Here is a 23,643-nt window from a genome sequence, read left to right as displayed (position 1 = left end):
AATACTAAAAGAGCAACCTTAAATTATTAAATTTAAAGTTGCTTTTTTATATATTTAGAATTATTTACATTTAAAGCTTGAACAATATGTTTCAGAGTATAAATTAGCTCTACCAACATTTGAAGTTACTGCTATATCATTTAAAGCACATATATTTCCTGCATTATAAGCACAAGTTTTAACATTACATCCAATTATGTTGCAAGGTCCATCGTTATTAGTGTTATTAGTTAATGTACTATATGTAGATTGATCTAAAAATGAGCTACAGCAAGTATGATTACTTGTACGAGCTTTCTTTCCATTTACAGAAATTTTATTTGCATAACATATACCACTGTCGTTATGAGAACAGTTAATTACATTACATCCAATTCTAGCCATTATATTACCTCCTAACAATTATTACTCATTAAGAAGTATTGCCAAATTAATAAAAAATATATCATTAAAAAGTAAAATAGCTATCCTATATTTTGTCTAAGTAAAAATTTGTAAACAAAATTATAGGTAGCTAATATAAAATAAGTTTAAATAGAATTAGTTAATTATCGTACTGAAATAGCTTATTGAAGATATCTTCGTCCATTAAAGCTTTTGCGACTAACTTAGATGAAGATGGATATGATTTTAGAAGTGGTAAAATTTCAAATAATTCATCTTCGTAACTTGAAAAAGTCAATATTTCATTATTTAAAACCTTTTTAGAAAAACTATCCGTAAAATCTTTTATTTTTAAGAAATCTTCAAGTGTAAGCTCACAAAAAACAGATGCTTTATGTTGAGGTTGTTTTAAAAATAATATATTTTGTTTAAACTCTAAAAACTCAATTTTATTATAAATTGTTTTTATATATGGTGAGTCCAAGAAACCACCTCCTTAAAAATTAAACTCTAGATGATACCTTATAATATGCATAATTAATTTAAATGGAAACAAAAATATTTATATAGTATTACTAATTTTTCCTTTTATGTATAAAAAAGTATCATGTGGACAAAATTCTTAATAAAAGGAGGTATGATAAATGTTCGAAGAAAAAAAATCGTTTCCTTGGAAAATACCAGCTTTAGTTTTAGTCTGCGTATTGGTATTAAGCAGTGGAATTTATATAGGTGTAAAATCAAGAAAAGCTAACACATCACCAACTAGCCAATTAACAACTAAAGAATCAAATGGTACAGAGAAAACAACTGAAGCTTTTGGATTAAATAAAAACTGTGAAATATGGGTACAGACAGTTTCTAATGATAGTGATTCAAAGTCATCACCTGTTATGATTGGAACAGTTCCAGATGAATTACTAGACAAATCTGAATCTGAAATAATATCATACTTTGAAGATAAGTATCCAAATAGAGAGGTTGAAAGTATAAGCAAATATGAAATAGTCTTAAAAGAAGGACAAGATGTATCATATGATGTAACTAAAGCCAATAAATATTCAGTTGAAAGTAATAGTGGATATGTAGGAATTTATAAGTATGATAAAGATGGTAAGAAATCTTTAGTAGAAGAAACTGAGATAGATGTAGATGCATTACCAAGAACAGTACAAGATGAATTACAACAAGGTATAGTAGTTAACTCACAAGATGAAGCATATACAAAACTAGAGGATATGAGCAGTTAAATATAAATAGATATTCTTATAGGAGGAGATTTTTGATATCCAAACTAAAGAATATCTATTTTTTTATGATATAATATAAGAACATCAGTTTTAATGAGAGAGATTAGGAGATAATATTTAATCATGATAATACTAGGAATAGATCCAGGTATAGCAATAGTAGGTTATGGAATAATAGAATATAAAAATAATAAGTTCAGAGTTATAGACTATGGTGCTGTAACAACTCCTGCTGGCATGGATATGCTAAAAAGGTTAGAACTTGTTTATAAAGGAATTGATATTCTTATAAAGAAGTACAATATAGATGAAGTTGGAATAGAAGAACTATTTTTCAATAAAAACGTAAAAACAGCAATTACAGTAGCTCAGGCAAGAGGAGTCACTATGCTTGCTTGTGCACATAATGGAAAGCCAGTATACGAATATACACCTCTTCAAGTAAAACAAGGGGTTGTAGGTTATGGTAGAGCTCAAAAGGCTCAGGTACAACAAATGGTAACATCATTTTTAAATTTAAAAGCAGTACCTAAGCCAGATGACGTAGCAGATGCATTAGCAGTTGCAATATGTCATGCTCATGCAAATAGACTAGAAAAAACGCTAAAAAACATAGGGGGCAAGTATGTATAGTTATATAAAAGGAACAATAGAAGAACTTTACTTAGATCATATAGTAATAGATAATAATAATATTGGATATAGAATAAACGTATCATCAAACACATTAAAGGATTTACAATTAGGAAATATGGCTAAAATATATACTAAGTTAATTGTAAGAGAAGATGATATGAGCTTATGTGGTTTTTCTACAAAAGAAGAGCTAGAAATGTTTGAACTATTAACATCTGTATCAAAAATAGGACCTAAAGTAGGTCTTGGAATATTATCCTTCGCATCTCCACGACAACTAGGTGCTTATATAGTAAGTGAGGACATAGCAAAAATGTCAAAAGCACCAGGTGTTGGGAAAAAAACAGCGGAAAGAATAATCTTAGAATTAAAAGATAAAATAGATAAACAAAACATAGAGTTTGAACCAACATTATTATCTCAAGCGCCAATAGCAGTATCACAAGATGAAGCAGTAGATGCTTTAGTAGCACTTGGATACTCATCTCAAGAAGCAAAAGAAGCAGTAGAAAAATGCAAAAAAAGTGGTCTAAATACGGAAGATATAATAAAGAAATCTTTATCATATCTAATGAGTCAAAGCTTAAGATAATAGATTAAAATTATCAAAGGTAAAAAAGCACCTTCGGTAAAACCATAAAATAAATAATTGAATAGTATAAATATAATTATTTGTATATACTTTGAAAATAAAAATTTGAGGTCAAAACAGAGGCCTAACGGCCAGAATAAAAAGCAAAAACAAAGAAAAAACCCACACAAAACAAAAATTGATAATTAATCAGTAAATTAATAACTAATACAATTATTATAAATTTGTAGTAAGGGGACCTCAAAATTTATCTCGGTACTTATGGGGTAGATAGGGGAAAGAGAAAAATGTAAGTCATTTGCAAGACGCTTTTTGTCTTGCATGCCTTATATTTTACTCGTCCCCTATCTACCCCAGGTTACCCGAAAAAAAGAAAGGGGAAAACAATGTTTGAAGATGAAGATAGGATAATAACATCATCGATGCAACACGAAGATGTTGATATAGAAAATAGTTTAAGACCAAAATCATTATCAGATTATCTAGGTCAAGAAAAAGCAAAAGAACAGCTATCTATATTCATAGAAGCAGCAAAAAGTAGAAACGAACCCTTAGACCACGTATTATTATACGGACCACCAGGGCTTGGAAAAACTACTTTATCAAGCATAATTGCTAACGAAATGGGTGTTAGCTTAAGAATAACTTCAGGACCAGCCATTGAAAGAGCAGGAGACCTAGCAGCAATACTTACAAACTTAAATGAAAATGACGTACTATTTATAGATGAAATACACCGTATAAATAGAAGTGTAGAAGAAGTTTTATATCCAGCTATGGAAGATTATTGTTTGGATATAATTATAGGTAAAGGTCCTTCAGCAAGAAGTATAAGACTTGATTTACCTAAATTTACACTAATCGGTGCTACAACAAGAGCTGGTATGCTTACAAATCCACTAAGAGATAGATTTGGAGTAATATGCAAGCTTGACTACTATACTGTAGACGAATTAGCTCAAATTGTTATGAGATCAGCTGAAATATTAGGTGCTGAGATACAAATTGGTGGAGCTACAGAAATAGCAAGGCGTTCAAGAGGAACACCAAGAATTGCAAATAGATTGTTAAAAAGAGTTAGAGACTATGCTCAAGTAAGAGCAGATGGAAATATAACTGATGAGGTTGCTCACAAAGCTTTAGAACTTTTAGGAGTAGATAGTTTAGGTCTAGATTATGTGGATGAAAAGCTACTTAGAACGATAATTGAAAAGTTTAGAGGAGGACCAGTTGGTTTAGATACACTAGCTGCATCTATTGGTGAAGATAGAAATACAATAGAAGATGTTTATGAGCCGTACTTACTTCAATTAGGATTTATAAATAGAGGTCCTAGAGGAAGAATAGCTATGCCTTTAGCTTATGAGCATCTTAATATAGAAATGCCTAAGAAGTAATTTTATCAAAGAATGCAAATATCATAGAAAAAAGTTAAATTCTTTGATATTATAAATAGTATAATTTTTGAAAGGAAGTTTATTAACATTGAAGACAAGCGACTTTTATTTTGATTTACCAGACGAGTTAATTGCTCAAGTTCCAATATTAGATAGATCAAGTTCTAAGCTAATGGTACTAGATAAAGAAACTGGTAAAATAGAGCATAAGATATTTAAAAATGTAATAGACTATTTAAATCCAGGAGATTGTTTAGTATTAAATGATACTAGAGTTATACCTGCAAGATTAATAGGCGAAAAGGTTGATACTGGAGGAAAAATAGAATTTTTATTACTAAAGAGACATGAAGATGATACATGGGAATCTTTAGTTAAACCAGGAAAGAGAGCTAAAGTAGGAACTAAGTTTTCTTTTGGAAATGGAAAATTAATAGGAGAAGTTGTTGGTTTAGGTCCAGAAGGTTCTAGAATAGTAAAATTCCATTATGAAGGAATTTTCGAAGAAGTTTTAGATGAATTAGGAAATATGCCTCTTCCACCATATATAACAGAAAGATTAGAAGAAAGAGAAAGATACCAAACTGTTTATTCTAAACATAATGGATCTGCAGCTGCACCAACAGCAGGACTTCACTTTACAGAAGAGTTATTACAAAAGATAAAAGATAAGGGTGTTGATATTGCCTTTGTAACATTACATGTAGGATTAGGTACATTTAGACCAGTTAAGGTTGATGATGTATTAGAACATGAAATGCATTCGGAATATTATGTGGTAACTAAAGAAGCAGCTGACAAAATAAATAAAGCTAAAGAAAATGGTAATAACGTTATTTGTGTAGGAACTACAAGTTCAAGAACTGTAGAATCAGTTGCAACTGATGATAACAGGGTTAAAGAAGGTAGTGGATGGACTAGTATATTTATATACCCAGGTTATAAATTTAAAGTAGTTGATAAGCTTATAACTAATTTCCATTTACCTGAGTCTACACTTATAATGTTAGTCAGTGCATTAGCTGGAAAAGAAAACGTACTTAATGCATATAATGTAGCAGTACAAGAAAAGTATAGATTTTTCAGTTTTGGAGATGCAATGATAATTAAATAGGGGGACAAAATGAAAAATAGTATAGATAAAAGCAATTTATCTCTTAGAATAGCATATGTATTTGAATCTATTCTTGCCATGGTTTGTTTGCTTGCAATATTTTTAGGAACAATTGACGTATTAAGAATGATTTGGGATGCTTATATAGTTAACTTCCAAACGCCAGTTGATTACACTGAACTAAACAGTTTATTGGGGCAAATATTACTTCTAGTCATAGGAGTAGAGTTAGTAGTAATGCTATCTCTTCACTTACCAGGTGCATTATTAGAAGTTCTTTTATATGCTATAGCAAGAAAATTACTTTTATTACCAAAAACTGCAGGTATGGGAGATTTACTATTAGGTATAATTTCTATAGCAGGACTATTTGCTATTAGAAAATACTTATTAACAAATGATAATAGCACAATGAATGTGACAAGTATACATTACGATGAAGAAGAGGAACATGACGTAAAAGAATAATAAAGTACCTCTTATTCAAAGACTGAAATAAGGAGAGACAAAATGAGCGCAATAAGATACGAACTTATAAAAACTTGTAAGCAAAGTGGAGCAAGACTTGGTAGACTTCATACTCCACACGGTGTAATAGAAACACCAATATTTATGCCTGTTGGAACTCAAGCAACAGTAAAATCAATGACACCAGAAGAATTAAAAGAAATAGGATCTCAAATAATATTAAGTAATACTTATCACTTATATATGAGACCAGGACATGAGTTAATAAAAGAAGCAGGAGGACTTCATAAGTTTATGAACTGGGATAAGCCAATACTTACAGATAGTGGTGGATTCCAAGTATTTAGTTTAGGGCCACTTAGAAAAATAACTGAAGAAGGTGTTCACTTTAGATCTCATTTAGATGGTTCAAAACATTTTATAAGTCCAGAAAAAGCTATGGAAATACAAAATGCTTTAGGATCAGATATAATGATGGCATTTGATGAATGTGCACCATATCCAGCTGATAGAGATTACGTAAAGAAATCTTTAGAAAGAACTACTAGATGGCTACACAGATGTAAAGAAGCTCATAAAAATACAGAAAACCAAGCATTATTTGGTATAATCCAAGGTGGTATGTATAAAGACCTAAGAGAGCAATCAGCTAAAGAAGTATTAGCTGTTGACTTACCTGGGTATGCAATAGGAGGTCTTTCAGTTGGAGAACCTAAGCATTTAATGTATGAAGTATTAGAATATACTACACCTTTAATGCCAGTTGATAAACCAAGATACCTAATGGGTGTTGGTTCACCTGATGACTTAATTGAAGGAGTTATAAGAGGAGTAGATATGTTTGACTGCGTACTTCCAACTCGTATAGCAAGAAATGGTACTGCTATGACTAGTCAAGGTAAGGTTGTTGTTAGAAATGCAAAATATGCAAAAGACTTCACTCCACTTGATCCAGAGTGTGATTGTTACTGCTGTAAAAACTATACTAGAGCTTATATAAGACACTTAGTTAAGGCTAATGAAATACTAGCATCTAGACTTATAACTACACATAACTTACACTTCTTATTAAAATTAATGGAACAAGTAAGACAGGCAATAAGAGAAGACAGATTATTAGATTTCAGAGCGGAATTTTTCGAAAAATACGGGTATGAATTATAATCATTTTAATATATAATATTTATTATATTAGAATTTAATAAAGGAGATGAACTAATATGCAACAATGGATAACTGTGATAATAATGTACATAGCAATATTTGCTGTATTCTATTTCCTATTTATAAGACCTCAAAAGAAGAAAGAAAACAAATTAAAAGAAATGAGAAATAACTTAGCAGTAGGAGATAAAGTTACTACTATAGGTGGTATAATAGCAAATGTTGCTAAAGTTGAAGAAGATTCAGTAATACTAGAGATAGGACCAAATAGAACTAAAGTACCATTTGAAAAATGGGCTATAGGAACTGTTGAGCCAAAAAAAGAGCAAGCTTAATAATTTGTAATTTTTAAACCTTTCCTTGAATATATATTTTCCGAGGGGAGGTTTTTTTATGGAAAAAACAAATCATGTTTTAAAAGGTTTAGGATATTCTTACATATTAACTCTAATAGTACTTTTACTATATAATTTAGTTCTAACATTTACAACTGTATCAGGGAATACAATTGCAATGGTAACTGCATTTATAACAACTGCATCAGCTGCATTTGGAGGCTTTTATACTTCTCAACATATAAAGGAAAAAGGACTTATATATGGGTTAATAGTAGGTTTAATGTACATAGTGTGTCTTATAATGATAGTTTATCTAGCTCAAGAGAATTTTACTTTTGATATTGACATGCTATATAAGACAGTATTTACTACACTAGCTGGTGGAATAGGTGGCGTTTTAGGTGTTAACTTCAAATAAATTCCACAAAAGGAATAAATTGTGATATAATCTAAAAAGATTTATAACAATAGGAGGTAATTTAAGATGGAAAAGAAACATGTAAAAACTTTATCTCAAGCTACATTAAAAAACAGTGCTGCTAAAGGTGGATGTGGAGAATGTCAAACATCTTGTCAATCAGCTTGTAAAACTTCTTGTACAGTAGCTAACCAAGAGTGCGAAAGATAGTAGAGTAATTATTATTGGACGTAGGCCGCGGGGATGCCATGAACGTGAATTTACCACTCAATCAAGCCAAAGTGCGGCTTGAAAATGAGTTGTAAATTTCACATTTCATGTCACCCCGCTAGGGCGTTCGACCAATTATAAATTTTACTTTTATGAATAAGAAGAGAAGAGTGGAGTTATCAATATTTGATAACTCTTTTTCATTATTGATTAGCTTTTGTAGAAGATATATAATAGGTATTGGTGTTTAGTAACATTAGAGGGAAAATGTGTTGATATATAGATTGAAATGGTTTTGATAATTGAGTGTTGATATTTTACATATAAATTAAAAAGACTAGTATTATTTTTTAGGAGGAGTTTGTGTATGAGTATGATACATAAGTTTTCAATGAACGGATATAATATCGTTCTTGATGTAAATGGTGGAGCAGTTCATGTTTTAGATGATGTTGCTTACAGAGTGTTAGATTTTTATAAAGATAAGTCTAGAGAAGAGATAGTTGAAGCTTTAAAGGATGAATATAGTGCTGAGCAAGTTTTAGAGTCTTGCGATGAAATTGCTAACTTAGAAGAAGAAGGTCTTTTATATACTGAGGAAGTATACAGTACTCATCCTAGCTTTGTTGATAGAAAGAAAGTTGTTAAAGCTATGTGCTTACATGTTGCTCATGATTGTAACTTAAAGTGTAAATACTGCTTTGCAGCTCAAGGTGATTTCGGTGGAGCTAAGGAAATGATGAGCTTTGAGGTTGGTAAAAAGGCAATAGATTACTTAATAGCTAACTCAGGTAATAGAAGAAACTTAGAGATAGATTTCTTCGGTGGAGAGCCTTTAATGAACTTTGATGTAGTTAAGCAATTAGTTGATTACGGAAGAAGCGTTGAAAAGGAACATGGAAAAAATATAAGATTTACTATAACTACTAATGGTATTTTATTAGATGATGAAAAAATAAAATATATAAATGAAAACATGCATAATGCAGTTTTAAGTTTAGATGGTAGAAAATCTGTAAATGATAATATGAGACCTACTTTAAACGATAAAGGAAGTCATGATGTAATATTACCTAAATTTAAAAAGCTTGTAGATGAAAGACCAAAGGATAAGTACTACTATATAAGAGGTACTTTCACTAGAGAAAACTTAGATTTTTCTGAGGATGTTATGTACTTTGCAGAACAAGGATTCAAGTTAACTTCAATAGAACCTGTTGTTGGTGATGAATCTAATCCATATGCTTTAAGAGAAGAAGATTTACCAAAGGTATTTGAAGAGTATGAAAAGTTAGCTGTTGAGTACGCTGATATGCAAGTTAAAGGTGATGATTTTAAATTCTTCCACTTTATAGTTGATTTAAATCAAGGTCCTTGTGTAATAAAGAGAATAACAGGATGTGGAGCAGGTAATGAGTACTTAGCTATAACTCCAAACGGAGATATATTCCCATGTCACCAATTTGTTGGAAATGATGAGTATAAATTAGCTAATATAATGGATGAAGAAGTAGTTCTTCCACTAGATATAACTAATAAGTTTAGAAATGCTCATGTTTACAGCAAAGAAGAATGTATGAATTGCTGGAATAAGTTCTATTGTTCTGGTGGATGTCATGCAAATGCTATGAACTTCAATGGTGATGTTATGAAGCCATATGAACTTGGATGTGAAATGCAAAAGAAACGTACTGAGTGTTCTATAATGATACAAGCAAAGAAAATGTTAGAAGGGAAGTAATAACCCATGATAAAAGCATTCAATGGAATTGAACCTAATATTGATGAGTCTGTTTTTGTAGCAGGAAGTGCTGATATAATAGGAGATGTTACAATAAGTAAAAATGCGAGTATATGGTACAATGCTGTTATTAGAGGTGATGAACAACCGATAACTATTGGAGAAAATACAAATATCCAAGATGGTTCAGTTGTTCATACTGGATATAATGAACCTACACGAATTGGAAACAATGTTACAGTAGGCCACAAAGCATTAGTTCATGGATGTAAAATTGGAGATAATACTTTAATTGGTATGGGAGCTATAGTTTTAGATGGTGCTGAAGTTGGTGAATTTACTTTACTTGGTGCAGGAAGTTTAGTTCCTCCAGGTAAGAAAATTCCATCTGGTGTACTTGCTATGGGTTCTCCTGCTAAAGTTATTAGAGAACTTTCTGATGAAGAAAAAGAAAATTTAATACAATCATCAAAAAATTATGTAGAAACTGCTAAAAAGCATAAATAAAATTACATGGCTATCTAGAGTTGGGATATGTTCGTACCAAGTCGGGCTGGCGGAATATATATTTTTTAGTCATGCAGCTGGAGTAATGCTGCGAATGACTAAAAAATATACATTTCCATCTTGCCCTGGGTATGAACATATTAACTCATAGATAGCTTTTTTAATTTTATTTTAATTTTTTTATCATTTTTATTGTGGGGGAAATGAGGTAAAAATATATAAAATGTGGGAATAATAGAAATTATTGATTAAAATAAATTGTGTATTTCTTTATAGTAGTATATAAATAATGTATAGAGGTTAGAGATTTGCAAAGAACGGGTAATCTTAGGAGTGATGGTCATGAAGGTGAGTTATAAGAATATAAAACGATATAAGGAAATTTTACATATACTTATAAAATATGGGTTTAGTTTTGCTGTTGAGAAGCTTAATATGGAGCAGGTTGCTTATAGGATTCCTATGACTAAGCCAAGTGAAGAAATAATTAATATGACTACAGGGGAGCGAATACGAAAGGCTTTTGAAGAATTAGGTCCTACTTATGTTAAGCTTGGTCAAATTTTAAGTACGAGAAGTGATATATTTGACCAAGATGTTATAGATGAGTTGAGTAAACTTAGAGATAATGTTGAAGTGTTTAGTACTGATATAGCTAAGGAGATTTTTATATCAGATACAGGTCTTAAGATAGAGGATGTATTTAAGGATTTTAATTATACTCCTATAGCAGCGGCATCTATAGGACAGGCTTATGAAGGAAAATTATACTCTGGTGAAGAGGTAATTGTAAAAATACAAAGACCTAATATAGAACAAACTATAAAATCTGATTTAGAAATACTTCAAAGTGGAGCTAGTATATTAAATGATATAGTAAAAGATAATGAAACAAACTTTGAAAAAATATTAGAAGAGTTTAAAATTCAATTACTCAGAGAGCTGGATTATAATTTTGAAGCTATAAATGCTATAAAGTTTTATGATATATTCAAAAATAGCGATGAGGTTTATATACCTAAGATATATAGTGAGTATACAACTAAAAGAGTTTTAGTTATGGAAAAAATTATAGGTATAAAATTAAGTGATATAAGTACAATAAAAAGTTTTGGATGGGATACTAAGAAAATAAGCGATATAGGCGTTAGGTCATTGTTTAAGCAAGTTTTTGAATATGGATTTTTCCATGCAGACCCACATCCAGGTAATATATTTGTATTAGGTAATAACTGCATATCTTATATTGATTTTGGTATGATTGGTCTTATTGATAAAAAAACATTAAATTCTTTAAATGGAATAGTTTTAGCAGTTGTAAATAGGAATGTTGATAAGATTTTATTTTTATTTGAAGAAATGGGAATTATAAAGTCCACGGTAGATAAGGATTCAATTCGATTAGACTTACTTTATTTACTTCATTATTATTATGATATACCTTTAGAGAAGATAAGTTTATCTGAAATACTTAATGAAGTATTTAGATTCTTTAGAAAATATAATATAAGTATGCCATCAGAGTTTTCTATATTGGCAAAAACAGTTATAACTTTAGAAGGTACAGCAAGAGAGCTTAATCCTAATTTTACAGTTGAGGTAATTGGAAAAGAATTTATAAGTTATTATTATAAACATATATTAAATCCTAAAGAAATTTTAAGTAGCTCAAAAAATATTATGGAAGAAGCTTATATGGATTTAAAGCATATTCCAAAACAATTAAGAGTTATACTTAAAAACATAGAAAGAAATAATACTAAAATTCACATAGATGATATAAAAGCTCCAAAGTTAGAAGAACAGTTAAATGATTTGACTACTAATATTTCATTAAGCTTAGTACTGGCATCATTAGTAGTTGGATCCTCACTTATAATAGCATCTCCTAATATAGAGCAAAACATATGGGTTAGATATCTTGCAATAGCAGGTTTTATTGTTTCATTTATAGTAGGGTTAACTTTAGTAATAACTTTATTTAAGACAAAGTACAAGCGAAAGTAGAGGTGAGAAATTTGATATTTAATAAAAAATGGACGTTAAAACATAAAGGGAAAGTAGAAAAAGATGAATTAAGTGAAAAAATAAAAATTTCTCCGGAAATTAGTCAGATATTAAAGAATAGAGGTATAGAAGACGAAAAAGATTCAGAAATATTTATGAATCCTTCTTTAGATTACTTAAGAGATCCTTTTTTAATGAAAGATATGAAAAAATCTGTAGAAAGAATTCAAAAAGCTATAGAAAATAAAGAAAATATATTTATTTATGGAGATTATGATGTAGATGGAGTTTCATCAACTTCTATTCTTTATTTATACTTTGATTCTATAAATTATCCAGTAAGCTATTACATACCAAATAGACTAGAAGAAGGATATGGAATAAATGAGGAAGCTATAAGAAAAATTCATGAACAAGGTTGTAACTTAATAATAAGTGTAGACTGTGGTATAACATCAGTTAAAGAAGTTGATATTGCAAATGAACTTGGAATTGATGTGATAATAACTGACCATCATGAATGTCAAAGTGAAATACCAAATGCCTTTGCAGTTATAAATCCAAAGCAAGAAGATTGTCATTATCCATTTGACATGCTTTGTGGTTGTGGGGTTGCATTTAAATTAATACAAGCTTTAACACCTCCAGACGTATTTAAAGAAAGTATGTATGACTATCTAGAGATAACAACTTTAGCAACTATTTGTGATATAGTTCCTTTAGTAGATGAAAATAGAATAATAGTAAAAAATGGTTTAAAACTAATGAAAGAGGGGAAAAATCTAGGATTAAGAGAACTTATAAAAATATGTGGAGTTGATACTGAAAAAATAGGATCATCACATATAGGATTCTCTATAGGTCCAAGAATAAATGCCTCTGGAAGATTAGGATACTCATATTTAGGAGTTCAATTATTTACAACAAAAAGTGAATATGAAGCTAATGAAATAGCTAGAACATTAGAAGAAAAGAATAATGAAAGACAAATGATAGAAGCTAAAATGTATCATGAAGCTGAAGAAATAATAAAATCTAATGAAAGATATGAAAATGATAAGGTTTTAGTAATTGCAAATGAACACTGGCAGCATGGAATCATAGGAATAGTAGCATCTAAGCTTACGGAAAAATATTACAAGCCAACTATACTTTTAACTATTGAAGATGGTAGGGCTTCAGGATCAGCAAGATCTATAAAAGGATTTAGTATATTTGATGCACTTATGAGCTGTAAAGATTTATTAGAAAAGTTTGGTGGTCATGAACAAGCAGCAGGTCTTTCTTTAGATGCTAGTAATGTAGATACATTAAGAGATGAAGTTAATAAAATTGCAGATTATAACTTAACTTTTGAAGATATGATTGAAAATATAAAAGTTGAATTTGAATTAGAAGAAGATAAAGTGAGTTTAGATTTAGTAGACGAATTACATAAATTAGAACCATTTGGTTTAAGTAATCCAAGTCCTAGATTTATAATGAGAAATTTAGTTTTAGATGATATATTTACTTTAGGTAAGAACAAGCAACATTTAAAATTAAATGTATATAATGAAAATACATATGAGTGTATAGGATTTAATAGGGCTCATTTAAAAGCGAACTTTAACCCTGGAGATAAAGTAGATTTACTATTCCAATTAGATGAAAATAACTATATGGGTAACAGAACTGTTCAGCTTTTACTTAAAGATATGAGGCTTAGTCACCCTAAAAATGCTATGAAAGATAAACTTTCTTTAAAATTATTTTCAAAAATAGTTCCAAATAGTCAAAATAACTTGTATACTATTAATTCTGGTGATGAAAACTTAATAATCACAAATATAAATGGGCAACATATAATGGATGGTAGCGAAGATATAAATATATTTGATTACTTAGTAGAAGATACATTAGTTATAGCAAATACTGTAAATGGTTTTTACAGGGCTATATCAGATATGTCTCTTTTAGAAGAAGAATTTGACATCAATTATCGTGAAAATACTATAAATACAGCCAAATTACAACTTATATTTTCACCAAATATTGATAAAATAGATGTAAAAAGATATAATAATATTGTTCTTTATGATTATTTATATGACAGTAAGGAATATTCGTATCTAAATGAAAATAAAAATGAATGTTGTCATGTAATTAAATATTACAATGAAACAGACCAATTATATTTAAAAAATATTATAAATAACATCATTCCAGAAAGAGAAGAGTTTATAGTAGTATATAAGTTAGCTCTAGTAAATAAGTCTTTCGAATTAGACATGTTAGACATTAGAAAAACATTTAATATAATGCCAATTAAGTTATTTACAATTTTAAATGTTTTTAAAGAATTATCATTATTAGATTTTAGTTTAGACTATGACAGCAATATAATGTCTATAAACTTATTAGAAAAGCCAAACAAAAAATTAAATCTAGATGAAAGTATTATACTTAAAAATCTTAAAGATTTAAGAGCAGAATATTTAAAGAGCTATTAGGAGGTATTCCAAAATGGATTTAAAAAAAGTAGTAAGAGAAATTGAAGATTTTCCAATCCCAGGTATAAGTTTCAAAGATATAACAACGTTATTACAAGATGGAAGGGCGTTTAAGTATTCAATAGACGCTATAATAGAAGATTTAAAAGATAAAAATGTAGATGTAATAGTTGGACCGGAAGCAAGAGGATTTTTAATGGGAACACCAGTTGCATACGGATTAGGAATAGGGTTTGTTCCAGTTAGAAAACCAGGAAAGTTACCAGCTGAAGTTGAAAGCTATGATTATGGTTTAGAATACGGAAAAGATACTTTAGAAATACATAAAGATGCTATAAAGCCAGGTCAAAGAGTAGCAATAGTTGATGATTTATTAGCTACAGGAGGTACTATGGAAGCTGCAGCTAAACTTATAGAACGTTTAGGTGGAGAAGTAGTATCAATGCAATTTTTAATCGAATTAGAAGATTTAAATGGTAAAGAATTACTATCTAAATACCATATAAATTCTTTAATAAAATACTAAGACTTTTACAATAGTTGGTACATCACCAACTATTTTAATATATATTAAATTTCGTACTTAAAATAGGTGGTATTATGCATGACAAAGAACTACAAGAATTAGTGGAACAAATAAAAAGTTATGCTCCAAGTGCAAATGTGGAGCTAGTAGAAAAAGCGTATTACTTTGGGAAAAAAGCTCACGAAGGGCAATTTAGAAAATCTGGGGAACCTTACTTTATACATCCAATAGCAGTAGCAAATATTTTGGCTTCAATGGAATTAGATATAGAAACAATAGCAGCGGGACTTTTACATGATGTAGTAGAAGATACTGAATATACTTATGAAGATATTGAAAGAGAATTTAGTAAAGAAGTTGCAGATTTAGTTGATGGAGTAACAAAATTAGGACAAATAAAATATCAATCTAAAGAAGAAACACAAGCAGAAAACTTAAGAAAAATGTTTCTAGCTATGGCAAAAGATATAAGAGTAATTCTTATAAAACTTGCTGATAGATTACATAACATGAGAACACTAAAATTTATGTCTCCAGAAAAAGCAAAATCTAAGGCTAAGGAAACATTAGAAATTTACGGTGGAATAGCTCATAGATTAGGGATATCTAAAATAAAGTGGGAGTTAGAAGACTTAGCTTTAAGATATATAGATCCAGATGGATACTATGATTTAGTTGAAAAAGTAGCAACAAAAAGAAGTCAAAGAGAAGCTTATATAGAGCAAATAGTTGAATTATTAGACAAAAAGTTTGCAGAAGTACATATACATTGTGATGTGTATGGAAGACCAAAACATTTCTATAGTATTTATAGAAAGATGAGCAATAAACATAAGAGCTTTGAAGAAATATTTGATTTAACAGCAGTTAGAATAATAGTTGATACTGTAAAGGATTGTTATGCTGTTCTTGGAATGGTGCATACATTATGGAAGCCAATGCCAGGGCGTTTTAAAGATTATATAGCAATGCCTAAGCCTAATATGTATCAATCTCTTCATACAACTGTTATAGGACCTAATGGAGAACCTGTAGAAATACAAATAAGAACTATGGAAATGCATAGAATAGCAGAGTATGGTATTGCAGCTCACTGGAAATATAAAGAGGGTAAAACTAACTTAAAAGAAAGTAACGTAGAAGAAAAGCTTCAATGGTTAAGACAAATGATGGAGTGGGAAAAAGATTTAAAAGACCCACACGAATTTTTGGATGCATTAAAAGAAGATGTATTTAATAGCCAAGTTTATGTATTTACTCCAAAAGGAGATGTAGTAGAAATGCCTGCAGGAGCTACTCCAATTGACTTTGCATACAGGGTTCACACAAATGTAGGTAATAAGTGTGTAGGGGCTAAAATAGATGGAAGAATAGTACCGATAGACTATCAACTTCAAAATGGTAATATAGTAGAAATATTAACTTCTTCAAATTCAAATGGACCAAGTAGAGACTGGTTAAGCATTGTCAAAACTCCAAATGCGAAAAGTAGAATTAGACAATGGTTTAAGAAAGAAAGAAGAGAAGAGAATATTGAAAGAGGTTCTGAACTTTTAGAGAAGGAATTTAAAAAGTACAGTTTACCATTAAAAGATCCAGCACTTGAGAAATATATGATTCAAATAGCAAAAAAATTAAATCAACCAAGCGTAGAAGATTTAATAGCTACTATTGGATATGGTGGAATAATGGTATCTCAAGTTGTTCCTAAAATAAGAGATTATTATATAAAAGAAATTAAGAAACAACAAAAAGATGCTAGTAAGCTAAAAGAAGAAGAATTCGAAAAGCATAATTTAAGTGATGCAGAATATAAAAAGAAAAGAAAGAAAAATAATTGCCAAGGCGTAATAGTTGAAGGCTTAGATAATATATTAATTAGATTTGCTAAGTGTTGTAATCCACTTCCAGGAGATGAAATCATAGGATATATAACTAAAGGAAGAGGTGTTGCAATTCACAGAAAAGACTGTTTAAATGCTCAACAAGAAAGCGAATTATTTAAAAATAGATTAATAAATGTATCATGGGCTAATGCTGAAAGTGGAAAATTTGAAGGTGAAGTTCAAATTAAAGCAGCTGACAGAAGAGGTATTATAAATGATATAACTCATACTGTAGCAGTAGAAAAAATAGGGCTAAATGGTATAAATGCTAGAAAAAGTAAAGATGAAGTTGTTAATATAAACTTATTAATAGAAGTTAATAATATAAAAGACTTAGATGCATTAATGAAGAAGATAAAAGCAATTCCAGGTGTTGAGGAAGTATATAGAGTGCATAATTAGGAGGAAGTTAAATGAGAGCAGTAGTACAAAAAGTAACTTCGTCTAAAGTAACTGTAGATGGAGAAATAACTGGTGAAATAGGTCAAGGATTATTAGTATTATTAGGTGTAACTCATGAAGATACATCTAAAGATGTAGACTATATGATAGACAAAACTTTAAACTTAAGAATTTTTGAAGATGAAGAAGGTAAAATGAACTTATCTTTAAAAGATATAGGTGGAGAATTACTAGTAGTTTCTCAATTTACTTTATATGGCGATTGTAGAAAAGGAAGAAGACCAAGTTTCTCAACAGCTGCGAAACCAGAAGCTGCTAATGAGCTATATGAAGAATATGTAGCTAAAGCAAGAGCTGAAGGTATAAAAGTGGGAACTGGAAAGTTCAGATCACATATGATGGTTGACCTAACTAATGATGGACCAGTAACTATGTTATTAGATTCAACTAAAACTTTCTAGGGGGCGATTTGAATATGATAATAGAAACAATTGAAGATAGATTTATGGGTGAAAACACATACTTATTAGGTGATGAAAAAACTAAAAAATGTGTAATAATAGACCCAGGAGCAAGTCTTGTAGATATATTAGCAGCAGTAAAGTTAAGAAATCTTACTGTTGAATATATAGTATTAACTCATGGACATGCAGACCATATAGGAAATGTTAAAAAGTTAAAAGCAGAAACAAATGCAAAAATAGTAGCTCATGAAAATGAAAGAGAGCTTTTAATAGACAGAAAGAAAAATCTAAGCGTTAGATTCCCATGTGGACCACAAGAATTTGATGCGGATATATATGTTAAGGACAAGGAAAGATTAGAAGTAGGTGAACTTAGACTTACATTTATTCATACACCAGGACATACACCAGGTGGGATGTGTATAAAAGTAGGAAATCATATGTTTACAGGAGACACACTATTCGCAGGAAGCATCGGAAGAACTGATTTTTATGGTGGAGACTTTAAACAAATGACTAAGTCACTAAATAAACTAGCTAATCAAGACGGAAATATTACTATATATCCAGGTCATGGGCCTACATCAACTATTGAAAGAGAAAAACTTACTAATCCTTACATGAATTAGTTTATCTAACCGGTGGGGGCTAGGGGAATATAAGTTTTGACCCATACAAGACAAAAACCGTCTTGCTAATGGGTGCAAAACTTACATTTCCCCTGCCCCTCACCTAGATATAAGGATGAATAGTTTTGGGGAAGAGGCGTAGATAAGGAGACGGTATTTATGTTAAATGTGATTTTAAAAGGTCATGATTTTAAATATGAAGTTGCTGAATTAATAAAGTTATTTACTACTCAGTTTAATTTTGTTGATAATAAGCAAGTAGGTATGACTTTAGAAAATAGTGTTGTTTATTATAATGATAAAGTATTTTCTAAAACTGTATATCTTGAAAATTATCAAGTTATTTATGACTCTTTAGACCATAGAAGTATAGAAGGTTTATCAGAACAAGAAGTTAAAAAAGTGACTAAAGAAACTATAAAAAGAAGCATGTATAATGTTTTAATGAAGAAGTTTAAGTCTTATGTTCCTTGGGGAATACTTACAGGTATAAGACCTGTTAAGATAGTTCACACTCTTCTTGATAAAAACTTAAGTGATGAAGAAATAAGAGAAAATTTAAAAACTAATTATTTAATTAGTGATGAAAAAATAGATTTAGCCTTAAGTATTGCTAAAAGAGAAAGAAAGTTTATTTACCCTATAGATAAAAATAAGATTTCTTTATACGTAAGTATTCCATTTTGTCCAACAAGATGTTACTACTGTTCATTCCCTGCAAATCCTTTAAAGCAATTTGGACATTTAAAGAAAAATTACCTTGAAAAGTTAATAATAGAGATAAAGGGACTTGCTAAACTTTTAGAAGAAACAAATAAGGAAATAGAAACTTTATATATAGGTGGAGGTACTCCTACAACTCTAGATGCCGAGGAAATGGATATCTTAATTAAGGCTTTATATAAAGAATTAGATTTAAGTAAAATAAAAGAATTTACAGTAGAAGCTGGTAGACCGGATACTATAAATAGAGAAATTTTAGAATGCTTAAAGAAAAACAATGTTACTAGAATCAGTATAAACCCTCAAACTATGAATCAAGAAACTTTAGATAAAATAGGTCGTGGTCATAGTGTTGAAGAAATAAAAGAAGCATTTAATTTAGCTAGAAAAATAGGATTTGATAACATAAATATGGATTTAATCCTAGGTCTTGAAGGCGAAAATGTTGAGATGGTAAGAAATACTTTAGAAGAAATCAAAAAACTATCTCCAGAAAGTTTAACTGTTCATACTTTAGCAATAAAAAGAGCCTCTAAGTTAAAAGAAAAAATGGACGAGTATGTACTTACTCAATATGAAGAAATGGTTAAGATGATTGATTTATCAATGGAATATGCAAAAGAAATGAATCTTAATCCATACTATATGTACCGTCAAAAGCAAATGCTTGGTAACTTAGAAAACATAGGATATGCTAAAGAAGGATATGAATGCATATACAATATGCAAATAATGGAAGAAAAACAAAGTAACTATGCATTAGGCGCTGGTTCTATTTCAAAGTTTGTATATGTTGATGAAGATAGAATTGAAAGAGTAGAAAACGTGAAAAACGTTGAACAATACATAGATAGAGTAGAAGAAATGATACATAGAAAGAAAGAGGAGGTCTACAAGAATGCTAACTAAAGCACCTAGAGGGACTAAGGACATAACTCCAAAAGAATCATACAAGTGGAATTATGTAGAAAATAAATTTAGAGAAATATGTGGATTATACGGATATGAAGAAATGAGAACTCCTATATTCGAGCATACAGAATTATTCAAAAGAAGTGTTGGAGACACTACTGACATAGTTCAAAAAGAGATGTACTCATTTACAGATAAAGGTGAAAGAGACATAACTTTAAAGCCAGAAGGAACAGCAGGTGTTATAAGAGCATTTATAGAAAATAAATTATACTCAGATGCTCAACCAACAAAGTTATTCTATATAACACCATGTTTTAGATATGAAAGACCACAAGCTGGTAGACAAAGACAATTCCACCAATTCGGAGTTGAAGCAATAGGAAGTGACAATCCATCTTTAGATGCAGAAGTAATAGCACTTGCTATACAGTTCTTCAATGAAGTTGGACTTAAGGACTTAGCAGTAAGTATAAATTCTGTTGGATGTCCAACATGTAGAGCAAAATACAATGAATTATTAAAATCATACTTAGATGCAAAATCAGATGTATTATGTGCTACTTGTTTAGAAAGAAAAGACAAAAACCCAATGAGAGTTATAGATTGTAAGAACCCAACTTGTAAAGAAAACTTACAAGATGTACCTTTCATGGTTGATCATTTATGTGAAGATTGTAAAGATCACTTTGGAAAATTACAAACTTACTTAACAGAAATGGATGTAAACTTTGTACTTGATAAAACTATAGTTAGAGGACTTGATTACTACAAGAAAACTGCATTTGAAATAATATCTAACGATATCGGATCTCAAAGTACAGTTTGCGGTGGAGGAAGATACGACGGACTAGTAGAGCAAATAGGTGGACCAAAAGGAACAAGTGGAATAGGATTTGGATTAGGGGTTGAAAGACTACTACTTACTATGGAAAACAACAACATAGAAATAGAAAACCCACAATCTACAGACATATACATAGTAACAATAGGAGACGAAGCAAAAACTAAAAGTTTCAGGTTACTAAAAGAATTAAGATACAACCACATAAGTGCAGATAGTGACCACTTAGACAGAAGTGTAAAAGCACAATTTAAATACTCAGACAAAATAAACTCAAGATTCACAATAGTAATAGGTGACGATGAACTAGCAAACGATAGTGCAACACTTAAAAACATGCAAACATCAGAACAAACAACAGTAAAACTAAGTGAATTAGTAGAAGAATTAAAAAATAGATTATAATTGAATAAATTGAAAATAAACCGTATACTAAATAAAGTAAACAAATAACAACCATAACAACAAAAACAAAACATAACATAACAAAAAAAGTATAAAAACGAAAGTAGTACAACAAAGACTAGCTAAACCCTAGCTACCCCAAAAATACTACCGACGCAAAATACGAAAATATAACTTAGGGTTTTGTAATCTAGTTCAGTACCTGGCGAAGGGGGTGTGAAGTCGTAAACGTAGTACCCATTCGCAAGGCGCTTTTCCCTTGCATGGGTCAAGTTACGACTCACGCCCCCAAGCCTTCGGCTGAATAAGATTAAAAAACCATTTATATCAAGAATTAAAGGAGGCCTCATGGAGACTTTAAACGGATTAAAGAGAACTCACTATTGTGGAGATTTAAGAGCCACAAACATAGGTGAAGAAGTTGTACTTATGGGATGGGTACAAAAGAAAAGAAACTTAGGTGGACTAGTATTCGTAGACCTAAGAGACAGAAGTGGATTATGCCAAATAATATTCGATACAGATGTTAACGCTGAGGCATTTTCAAAAGCAGAAAAACTAGGATCAGAATATGTAATAGCAGTAACAGGAAAAGTAAGTGAAAGATCTTCAAAGAACCCTAACTTACCAACTGGAGATATAGAAATAGTTGCAACAAGCTTAAAAGTACTTAACAAATCAGAAACTCCTCCAATCTACATAAAAGATGACGACAATGTTTCTGAAGAATTAAGATTAAAATATAGATACTTAGACTTAAGAAAGCCATCTATGCAACAAAAGTTAATGACTAGAAGTAAAATAGCTAACATAGTTAGAAATTACTTAAGTTCAAATAACTTCTTTGAAATAGAAACTCCTTTCTTAATAAAGCCAACTCCAGAAGGAGCTAGAGACTACTTAGTACCAAGTAGAGTTAACCCAGGTAAATTCTACGCATTACCACAATCACCACAATTATTCAAACAATTATTAATGGTAAGTGGTATGGATAGATACTTCCAAATAGTTAAGTGTTTCAGAGATGAAGACTTAAGAGCTGATAGACAACCTGAATTCACTCAAATAGACTGTGAAATGAGTTTTGTTGAGCAAGAAGATGTTATGGCTATAATGGAAAAAATGGTACAAGTATTATTCAAAGAAATAGTAAATGTAGATGTACAGTTACCACTTCCAGTAATGACTTATGCAGAAGCTATGGAAAGATACGGATCTGACAAGCCAGATACTAGATTTGGATATGAATTAACTAATATATCTGACTTAGTTGAAAACTGTGGATTTGGGGTATTTGCTAACGCTACAAAGCCAGGATTCAGTGTTAGAGGTATAAATGTTGAAGGTAAGGCAGAAGAGTTCTCTAAGAAGCAAATAGGTAAATTAGAAGACCATGCTAAGACTTACAAAGCAAAAGGACTTGCTTGGATGAAAGTTGGAGCTAACAGAGAAGTTACTTCTCCAATAGCTAAATTCTTCTCAGAAGAAGAATTAACTTCAATACTTGATAGAATGAATGCTAAAGAAGGCGACTTATTATTATTCGTTGCTGATAAAAATAGCGTAGTATTCGATGCTCTAGGTCAAGTTAGACTAGAAGTAGCTAGAAGATTAGATTTATTAAATAATGATGAATACAAAATGTTATGGGTAACTGAATTCCCATTATTCGAACAAGATGAAGAAACTGGAAGATTCATAGCAATGCATCACCCATTTACATCACCAATGGGCGAAGATTTAGATAAATTAGACTCTGATGATAAAGCATCTTTAAGAGCTAAAGCTTACGATATAGTAATCAATGGTTACGAAGTAGGTGGAGGAAGTGTAAGAATATTCAACCCAGATGTTCAAAGAAAGATGTTTGCTGCACTTGGAATGGATGAAGAAGAATCTGGGGAGAAGTTTGGATTCTTATTAGATGCATTCAAGTATGGAACTCCTCCTCATGCAGGTATAGCATTTGGTCTTGATAGACTTACAATGATACTTACTGGAACTACTAACATAAAAGATGTTATAGCATTCCCTAAGAATCAAAGTGCTGTTTGTCCTATGACTAATGCTCCATCTCCAGCAGAAAAAGAGCAATTACATGAACTTAACATAGAAGTTAACATAGAAGAGTAAA

The 23,643-nt window shown here is 30.4% G+C and carries 23 protein-coding genes; 21 read left to right on the top strand and 2 right to left on the bottom strand.

Features of this window, described 5'->3' with window-relative positions; translation table 11 throughout:
- Positions 1–60: 60 nt before the first annotated feature.
- The gene (locus EIH23_RS05370) at positions 61–384 is read right to left on the bottom strand and encodes a DUF1540 domain-containing protein (RefSeq protein WP_122639201.1); all 324 of its coding nucleotides are present in this window, start codon (positions 382–384) and stop codon (positions 61–63) included.
- Between the two features lie 160 nt (positions 385–544).
- Positions 545–868, bottom strand: a complete 324-nt coding sequence (locus EIH23_RS05365) for a hypothetical protein (protein ID WP_122639200.1) — start codon at positions 866–868, stop codon at positions 545–547.
- 160 nt (positions 869–1,028) lie between these two features.
- On the opposite strand from EIH23_RS05365, the gene EIH23_RS05360 reads away from it, so the two are divergent.
- The 21 genes from EIH23_RS05360 (at position 1,029) to aspS (ending at position 23,642) form a co-directional block, all read left to right on the top strand.
- Entirely contained in the window at positions 1,029–1,634 is a 606-nt protein-coding gene (locus EIH23_RS05360) for a BofC C-terminal domain-containing protein (RefSeq protein WP_122639199.1), read from the top strand.
- Between the two features lie 123 nt (positions 1,635–1,757).
- Positions 1,758–2,267 (top strand): crossover junction endodeoxyribonuclease RuvC, encoded by a 510-nt coding sequence (gene ruvC, locus EIH23_RS05355; protein ID WP_122639198.1) that lies wholly within the window; start codon positions 1,758–1,760, stop codon positions 2,265–2,267.
- The gene (ruvA, locus tag EIH23_RS05350) at positions 2,260–2,862 is read left to right on the top strand and encodes a Holliday junction branch migration protein RuvA (RefSeq protein ID WP_122639197.1); all 603 of its coding nucleotides are present in this window, start codon (positions 2,260–2,262) and stop codon (positions 2,860–2,862) included. The genes ruvC and ruvA overlap by 8 nt, the downstream gene beginning before the upstream one ends.
- A gap of 386 nt (positions 2,863–3,248) precedes the next feature.
- Positions 3,249–4,259, top strand: coding sequence for a Holliday junction branch migration DNA helicase RuvB (gene ruvB / locus EIH23_RS05345; protein ID WP_122639196.1), 1,011 nt, complete (start codon positions 3,249–3,251; stop codon positions 4,257–4,259).
- Between the two features lie 88 nt (positions 4,260–4,347).
- Positions 4,348–5,373 carry a tRNA preQ1(34) S-adenosylmethionine ribosyltransferase-isomerase QueA gene (gene queA / locus EIH23_RS05340; RefSeq protein ID WP_122639195.1) on the top strand — a complete coding sequence of 342 codons (1,026 nt, stop codon included), beginning with the start codon at positions 4,348–4,350 and terminating at the stop codon, positions 5,371–5,373.
- 9 nt (positions 5,374–5,382) lie between these two features.
- On the top strand, positions 5,383–5,841 hold the full coding sequence (locus tag EIH23_RS05335; protein ID WP_122639194.1) for a phosphate-starvation-inducible PsiE family protein: 459 nt from the start codon (positions 5,383–5,385) through the stop codon (positions 5,839–5,841).
- 42 nt (positions 5,842–5,883) lie between these two features.
- Positions 5,884–7,005 (top strand): tRNA guanosine(34) transglycosylase Tgt, encoded by a 1,122-nt coding sequence (tgt, locus tag EIH23_RS05330; protein WP_122639193.1) that lies wholly within the window; start codon positions 5,884–5,886, stop codon positions 7,003–7,005.
- 56 nt (positions 7,006–7,061) lie between these two features.
- A complete protein-coding gene (gene yajC, locus EIH23_RS05325; RefSeq protein WP_122639192.1) occupies positions 7,062–7,340 on the top strand; it encodes a preprotein translocase subunit YajC in 279 nt (92 codons plus the stop codon).
- A 58-nt stretch (positions 7,341–7,398) separates the two neighbouring features.
- On the top strand, positions 7,399–7,761 hold the full coding sequence (locus tag EIH23_RS05320) for a TIGR04086 family membrane protein (RefSeq protein ID WP_122639191.1): 363 nt from the start codon (positions 7,399–7,401) through the stop codon (positions 7,759–7,761).
- A 66-nt stretch (positions 7,762–7,827) separates the two neighbouring features.
- Complete coding sequence (scfA, locus tag EIH23_RS05315) at positions 7,828–7,971, top strand: six-cysteine ranthipeptide SCIFF (RefSeq protein ID WP_094368636.1); 144 nt, start codon at positions 7,828–7,830, stop codon at positions 7,969–7,971.
- A gap of 367 nt (positions 7,972–8,338) precedes the next feature.
- Positions 8,339–9,712 carry a thioether cross-link-forming SCIFF peptide maturase gene (scfB, locus tag EIH23_RS05310; protein WP_122639190.1) on the top strand — a complete coding sequence of 458 codons (1,374 nt, stop codon included), beginning with the start codon at positions 8,339–8,341 and terminating at the stop codon, positions 9,710–9,712.
- A 6-nt stretch (positions 9,713–9,718) separates the two neighbouring features.
- The gene (locus EIH23_RS05305) at positions 9,719–10,219 is read left to right on the top strand and encodes a gamma carbonic anhydrase family protein (protein WP_122639189.1); all 501 of its coding nucleotides are present in this window, start codon (positions 9,719–9,721) and stop codon (positions 10,217–10,219) included.
- Positions 10,220–10,561: 342 nt separating this feature from the next.
- A complete protein-coding gene (locus EIH23_RS05300; protein ID WP_122639188.1) occupies positions 10,562–12,226 on the top strand; it encodes an ABC1 kinase family protein in 1,665 nt (554 codons plus the stop codon).
- A gap of 11 nt (positions 12,227–12,237) precedes the next feature.
- Entirely contained in the window at positions 12,238–14,718 is a 2,481-nt protein-coding gene (recJ, locus tag EIH23_RS05295; RefSeq protein ID WP_122639187.1) for a single-stranded-DNA-specific exonuclease RecJ, read from the top strand.
- 13 nt (positions 14,719–14,731) lie between these two features.
- Positions 14,732–15,244 (top strand): adenine phosphoribosyltransferase, encoded by a 513-nt coding sequence (locus EIH23_RS05290; protein WP_122639186.1) that lies wholly within the window; start codon positions 14,732–14,734, stop codon positions 15,242–15,244.
- A 74-nt stretch (positions 15,245–15,318) separates the two neighbouring features.
- The gene (locus EIH23_RS05285; protein WP_122639185.1) at positions 15,319–17,532 is read left to right on the top strand and encodes a RelA/SpoT family protein; all 2,214 of its coding nucleotides are present in this window, start codon (positions 15,319–15,321) and stop codon (positions 17,530–17,532) included.
- An 11-nt stretch (positions 17,533–17,543) separates the two neighbouring features.
- Positions 17,544–17,993: a D-aminoacyl-tRNA deacylase gene (gene dtd / locus EIH23_RS05280; RefSeq protein WP_122639184.1), complete on the top strand. Its 450-nt coding sequence runs from the start codon at positions 17,544–17,546 to the stop codon at positions 17,991–17,993.
- Positions 17,994–18,007: 14 nt separating this feature from the next.
- Entirely contained in the window at positions 18,008–18,625 is a 618-nt protein-coding gene (locus EIH23_RS05275; protein WP_122639183.1) for an MBL fold metallo-hydrolase, read from the top strand.
- A gap of 159 nt (positions 18,626–18,784) precedes the next feature.
- Positions 18,785–20,257 (top strand): coproporphyrinogen dehydrogenase HemZ, encoded by a 1,473-nt coding sequence (hemZ, locus tag EIH23_RS05270; protein ID WP_122639182.1) that lies wholly within the window; start codon positions 18,785–18,787, stop codon positions 20,255–20,257.
- Positions 20,247–21,509 (top strand): histidine--tRNA ligase, encoded by a 1,263-nt coding sequence (hisS, locus tag EIH23_RS05265; RefSeq protein WP_122639181.1) that lies wholly within the window; start codon positions 20,247–20,249, stop codon positions 21,507–21,509. The genes hemZ and hisS overlap by 11 nt, the downstream gene beginning before the upstream one ends.
- A 348-nt stretch (positions 21,510–21,857) precedes the next feature.
- Entirely contained in the window at positions 21,858–23,642 is a 1,785-nt protein-coding gene (aspS, locus tag EIH23_RS05260; protein ID WP_122639180.1) for an aspartate--tRNA ligase, read from the top strand.
- Position 23,643 lies beyond the last annotated feature (1 nt).

It is taken from the genome of Romboutsia sp. Marseille-P6047 (genome assembly GCF_900604535.1).
Classification (GTDB): Bacteria; Bacillota; Clostridia; order Peptostreptococcales; family Peptostreptococcaceae; genus Romboutsia_E.
The sequence above is the reverse complement of the archived record's forward strand: the minus strand, read 5'-3'. Positions and strand labels throughout refer to the sequence as shown.

What these genes read in the sequence shown, in the direction of transcription:
- EIH23_RS05300 (WP_122639188.1), top strand. Translation starts at nt 10,562, where the DNA reads ATGAAGGTGAGTTATAAGAATATAAAACGATATAAGGAAATTTTACAT.
- EIH23_RS05360 (WP_122639199.1), top strand. Translation starts at nt 1,029, where the DNA reads ATGTTCGAAGAAAAAAAATCGTTTCCTTGGAAAATACCAGCTTTAGTT.
- ruvB (WP_122639196.1), top strand. Translation starts at nt 3,249, where the DNA reads ATGTTTGAAGATGAAGATAGGATAATAACATCATCGATGCAACACGAA.
- ruvA (WP_122639197.1), top strand. Translation starts at nt 2,260, where the DNA reads ATGTATAGTTATATAAAAGGAACAATAGAAGAACTTTACTTAGATCAT.
- ruvC (WP_122639198.1), top strand. Translation starts at nt 1,758, where the DNA reads ATGATAATACTAGGAATAGATCCAGGTATAGCAATAGTAGGTTATGGA.
- dtd (WP_122639184.1), top strand. Translation starts at nt 17,544, where the DNA reads ATGAGAGCAGTAGTACAAAAAGTAACTTCGTCTAAAGTAACTGTAGAT.
- EIH23_RS05305 (WP_122639189.1), top strand. Translation starts at nt 9,719, where the DNA reads ATGATAAAAGCATTCAATGGAATTGAACCTAATATTGATGAGTCTGTT.
- EIH23_RS05370 (WP_122639201.1), bottom strand. Translation starts at nt 384, where the DNA reads ATGGCTAGAATTGGATGTAATGTAATTAACTGTTCTCATAACGACAGT.
- EIH23_RS05285 (WP_122639185.1), top strand. Translation starts at nt 15,319, where the DNA reads ATGCATGACAAAGAACTACAAGAATTAGTGGAACAAATAAAAAGTTAT.
- EIH23_RS05290 (WP_122639186.1), top strand. Translation starts at nt 14,732, where the DNA reads ATGGATTTAAAAAAAGTAGTAAGAGAAATTGAAGATTTTCCAATCCCA.
- tgt (WP_122639193.1), top strand. Translation starts at nt 5,884, where the DNA reads ATGAGCGCAATAAGATACGAACTTATAAAAACTTGTAAGCAAAGTGGA.
- scfB (WP_122639190.1), top strand. Translation starts at nt 8,339, where the DNA reads ATGAGTATGATACATAAGTTTTCAATGAACGGATATAATATCGTTCTT.
- yajC (WP_122639192.1), top strand. Translation starts at nt 7,062, where the DNA reads ATGCAACAATGGATAACTGTGATAATAATGTACATAGCAATATTTGCT.
- hemZ (WP_122639182.1), top strand. Translation starts at nt 18,785, where the DNA reads ATGTTAAATGTGATTTTAAAAGGTCATGATTTTAAATATGAAGTTGCT.
- hisS (WP_122639181.1), top strand. Translation starts at nt 20,247, where the DNA reads ATGCTAACTAAAGCACCTAGAGGGACTAAGGACATAACTCCAAAAGAA.
- EIH23_RS05320 (WP_122639191.1), top strand. Translation starts at nt 7,399, where the DNA reads ATGGAAAAAACAAATCATGTTTTAAAAGGTTTAGGATATTCTTACATA.
- scfA (WP_094368636.1), top strand. Translation starts at nt 7,828, where the DNA reads ATGGAAAAGAAACATGTAAAAACTTTATCTCAAGCTACATTAAAAAAC.
- EIH23_RS05275 (WP_122639183.1), top strand. Translation starts at nt 18,008, where the DNA reads ATGATAATAGAAACAATTGAAGATAGATTTATGGGTGAAAACACATAC.
- EIH23_RS05335 (WP_122639194.1), top strand. Translation starts at nt 5,383, where the DNA reads ATGAAAAATAGTATAGATAAAAGCAATTTATCTCTTAGAATAGCATAT.
- aspS (WP_122639180.1), top strand. Translation starts at nt 21,858, where the DNA reads ATGGAGACTTTAAACGGATTAAAGAGAACTCACTATTGTGGAGATTTA.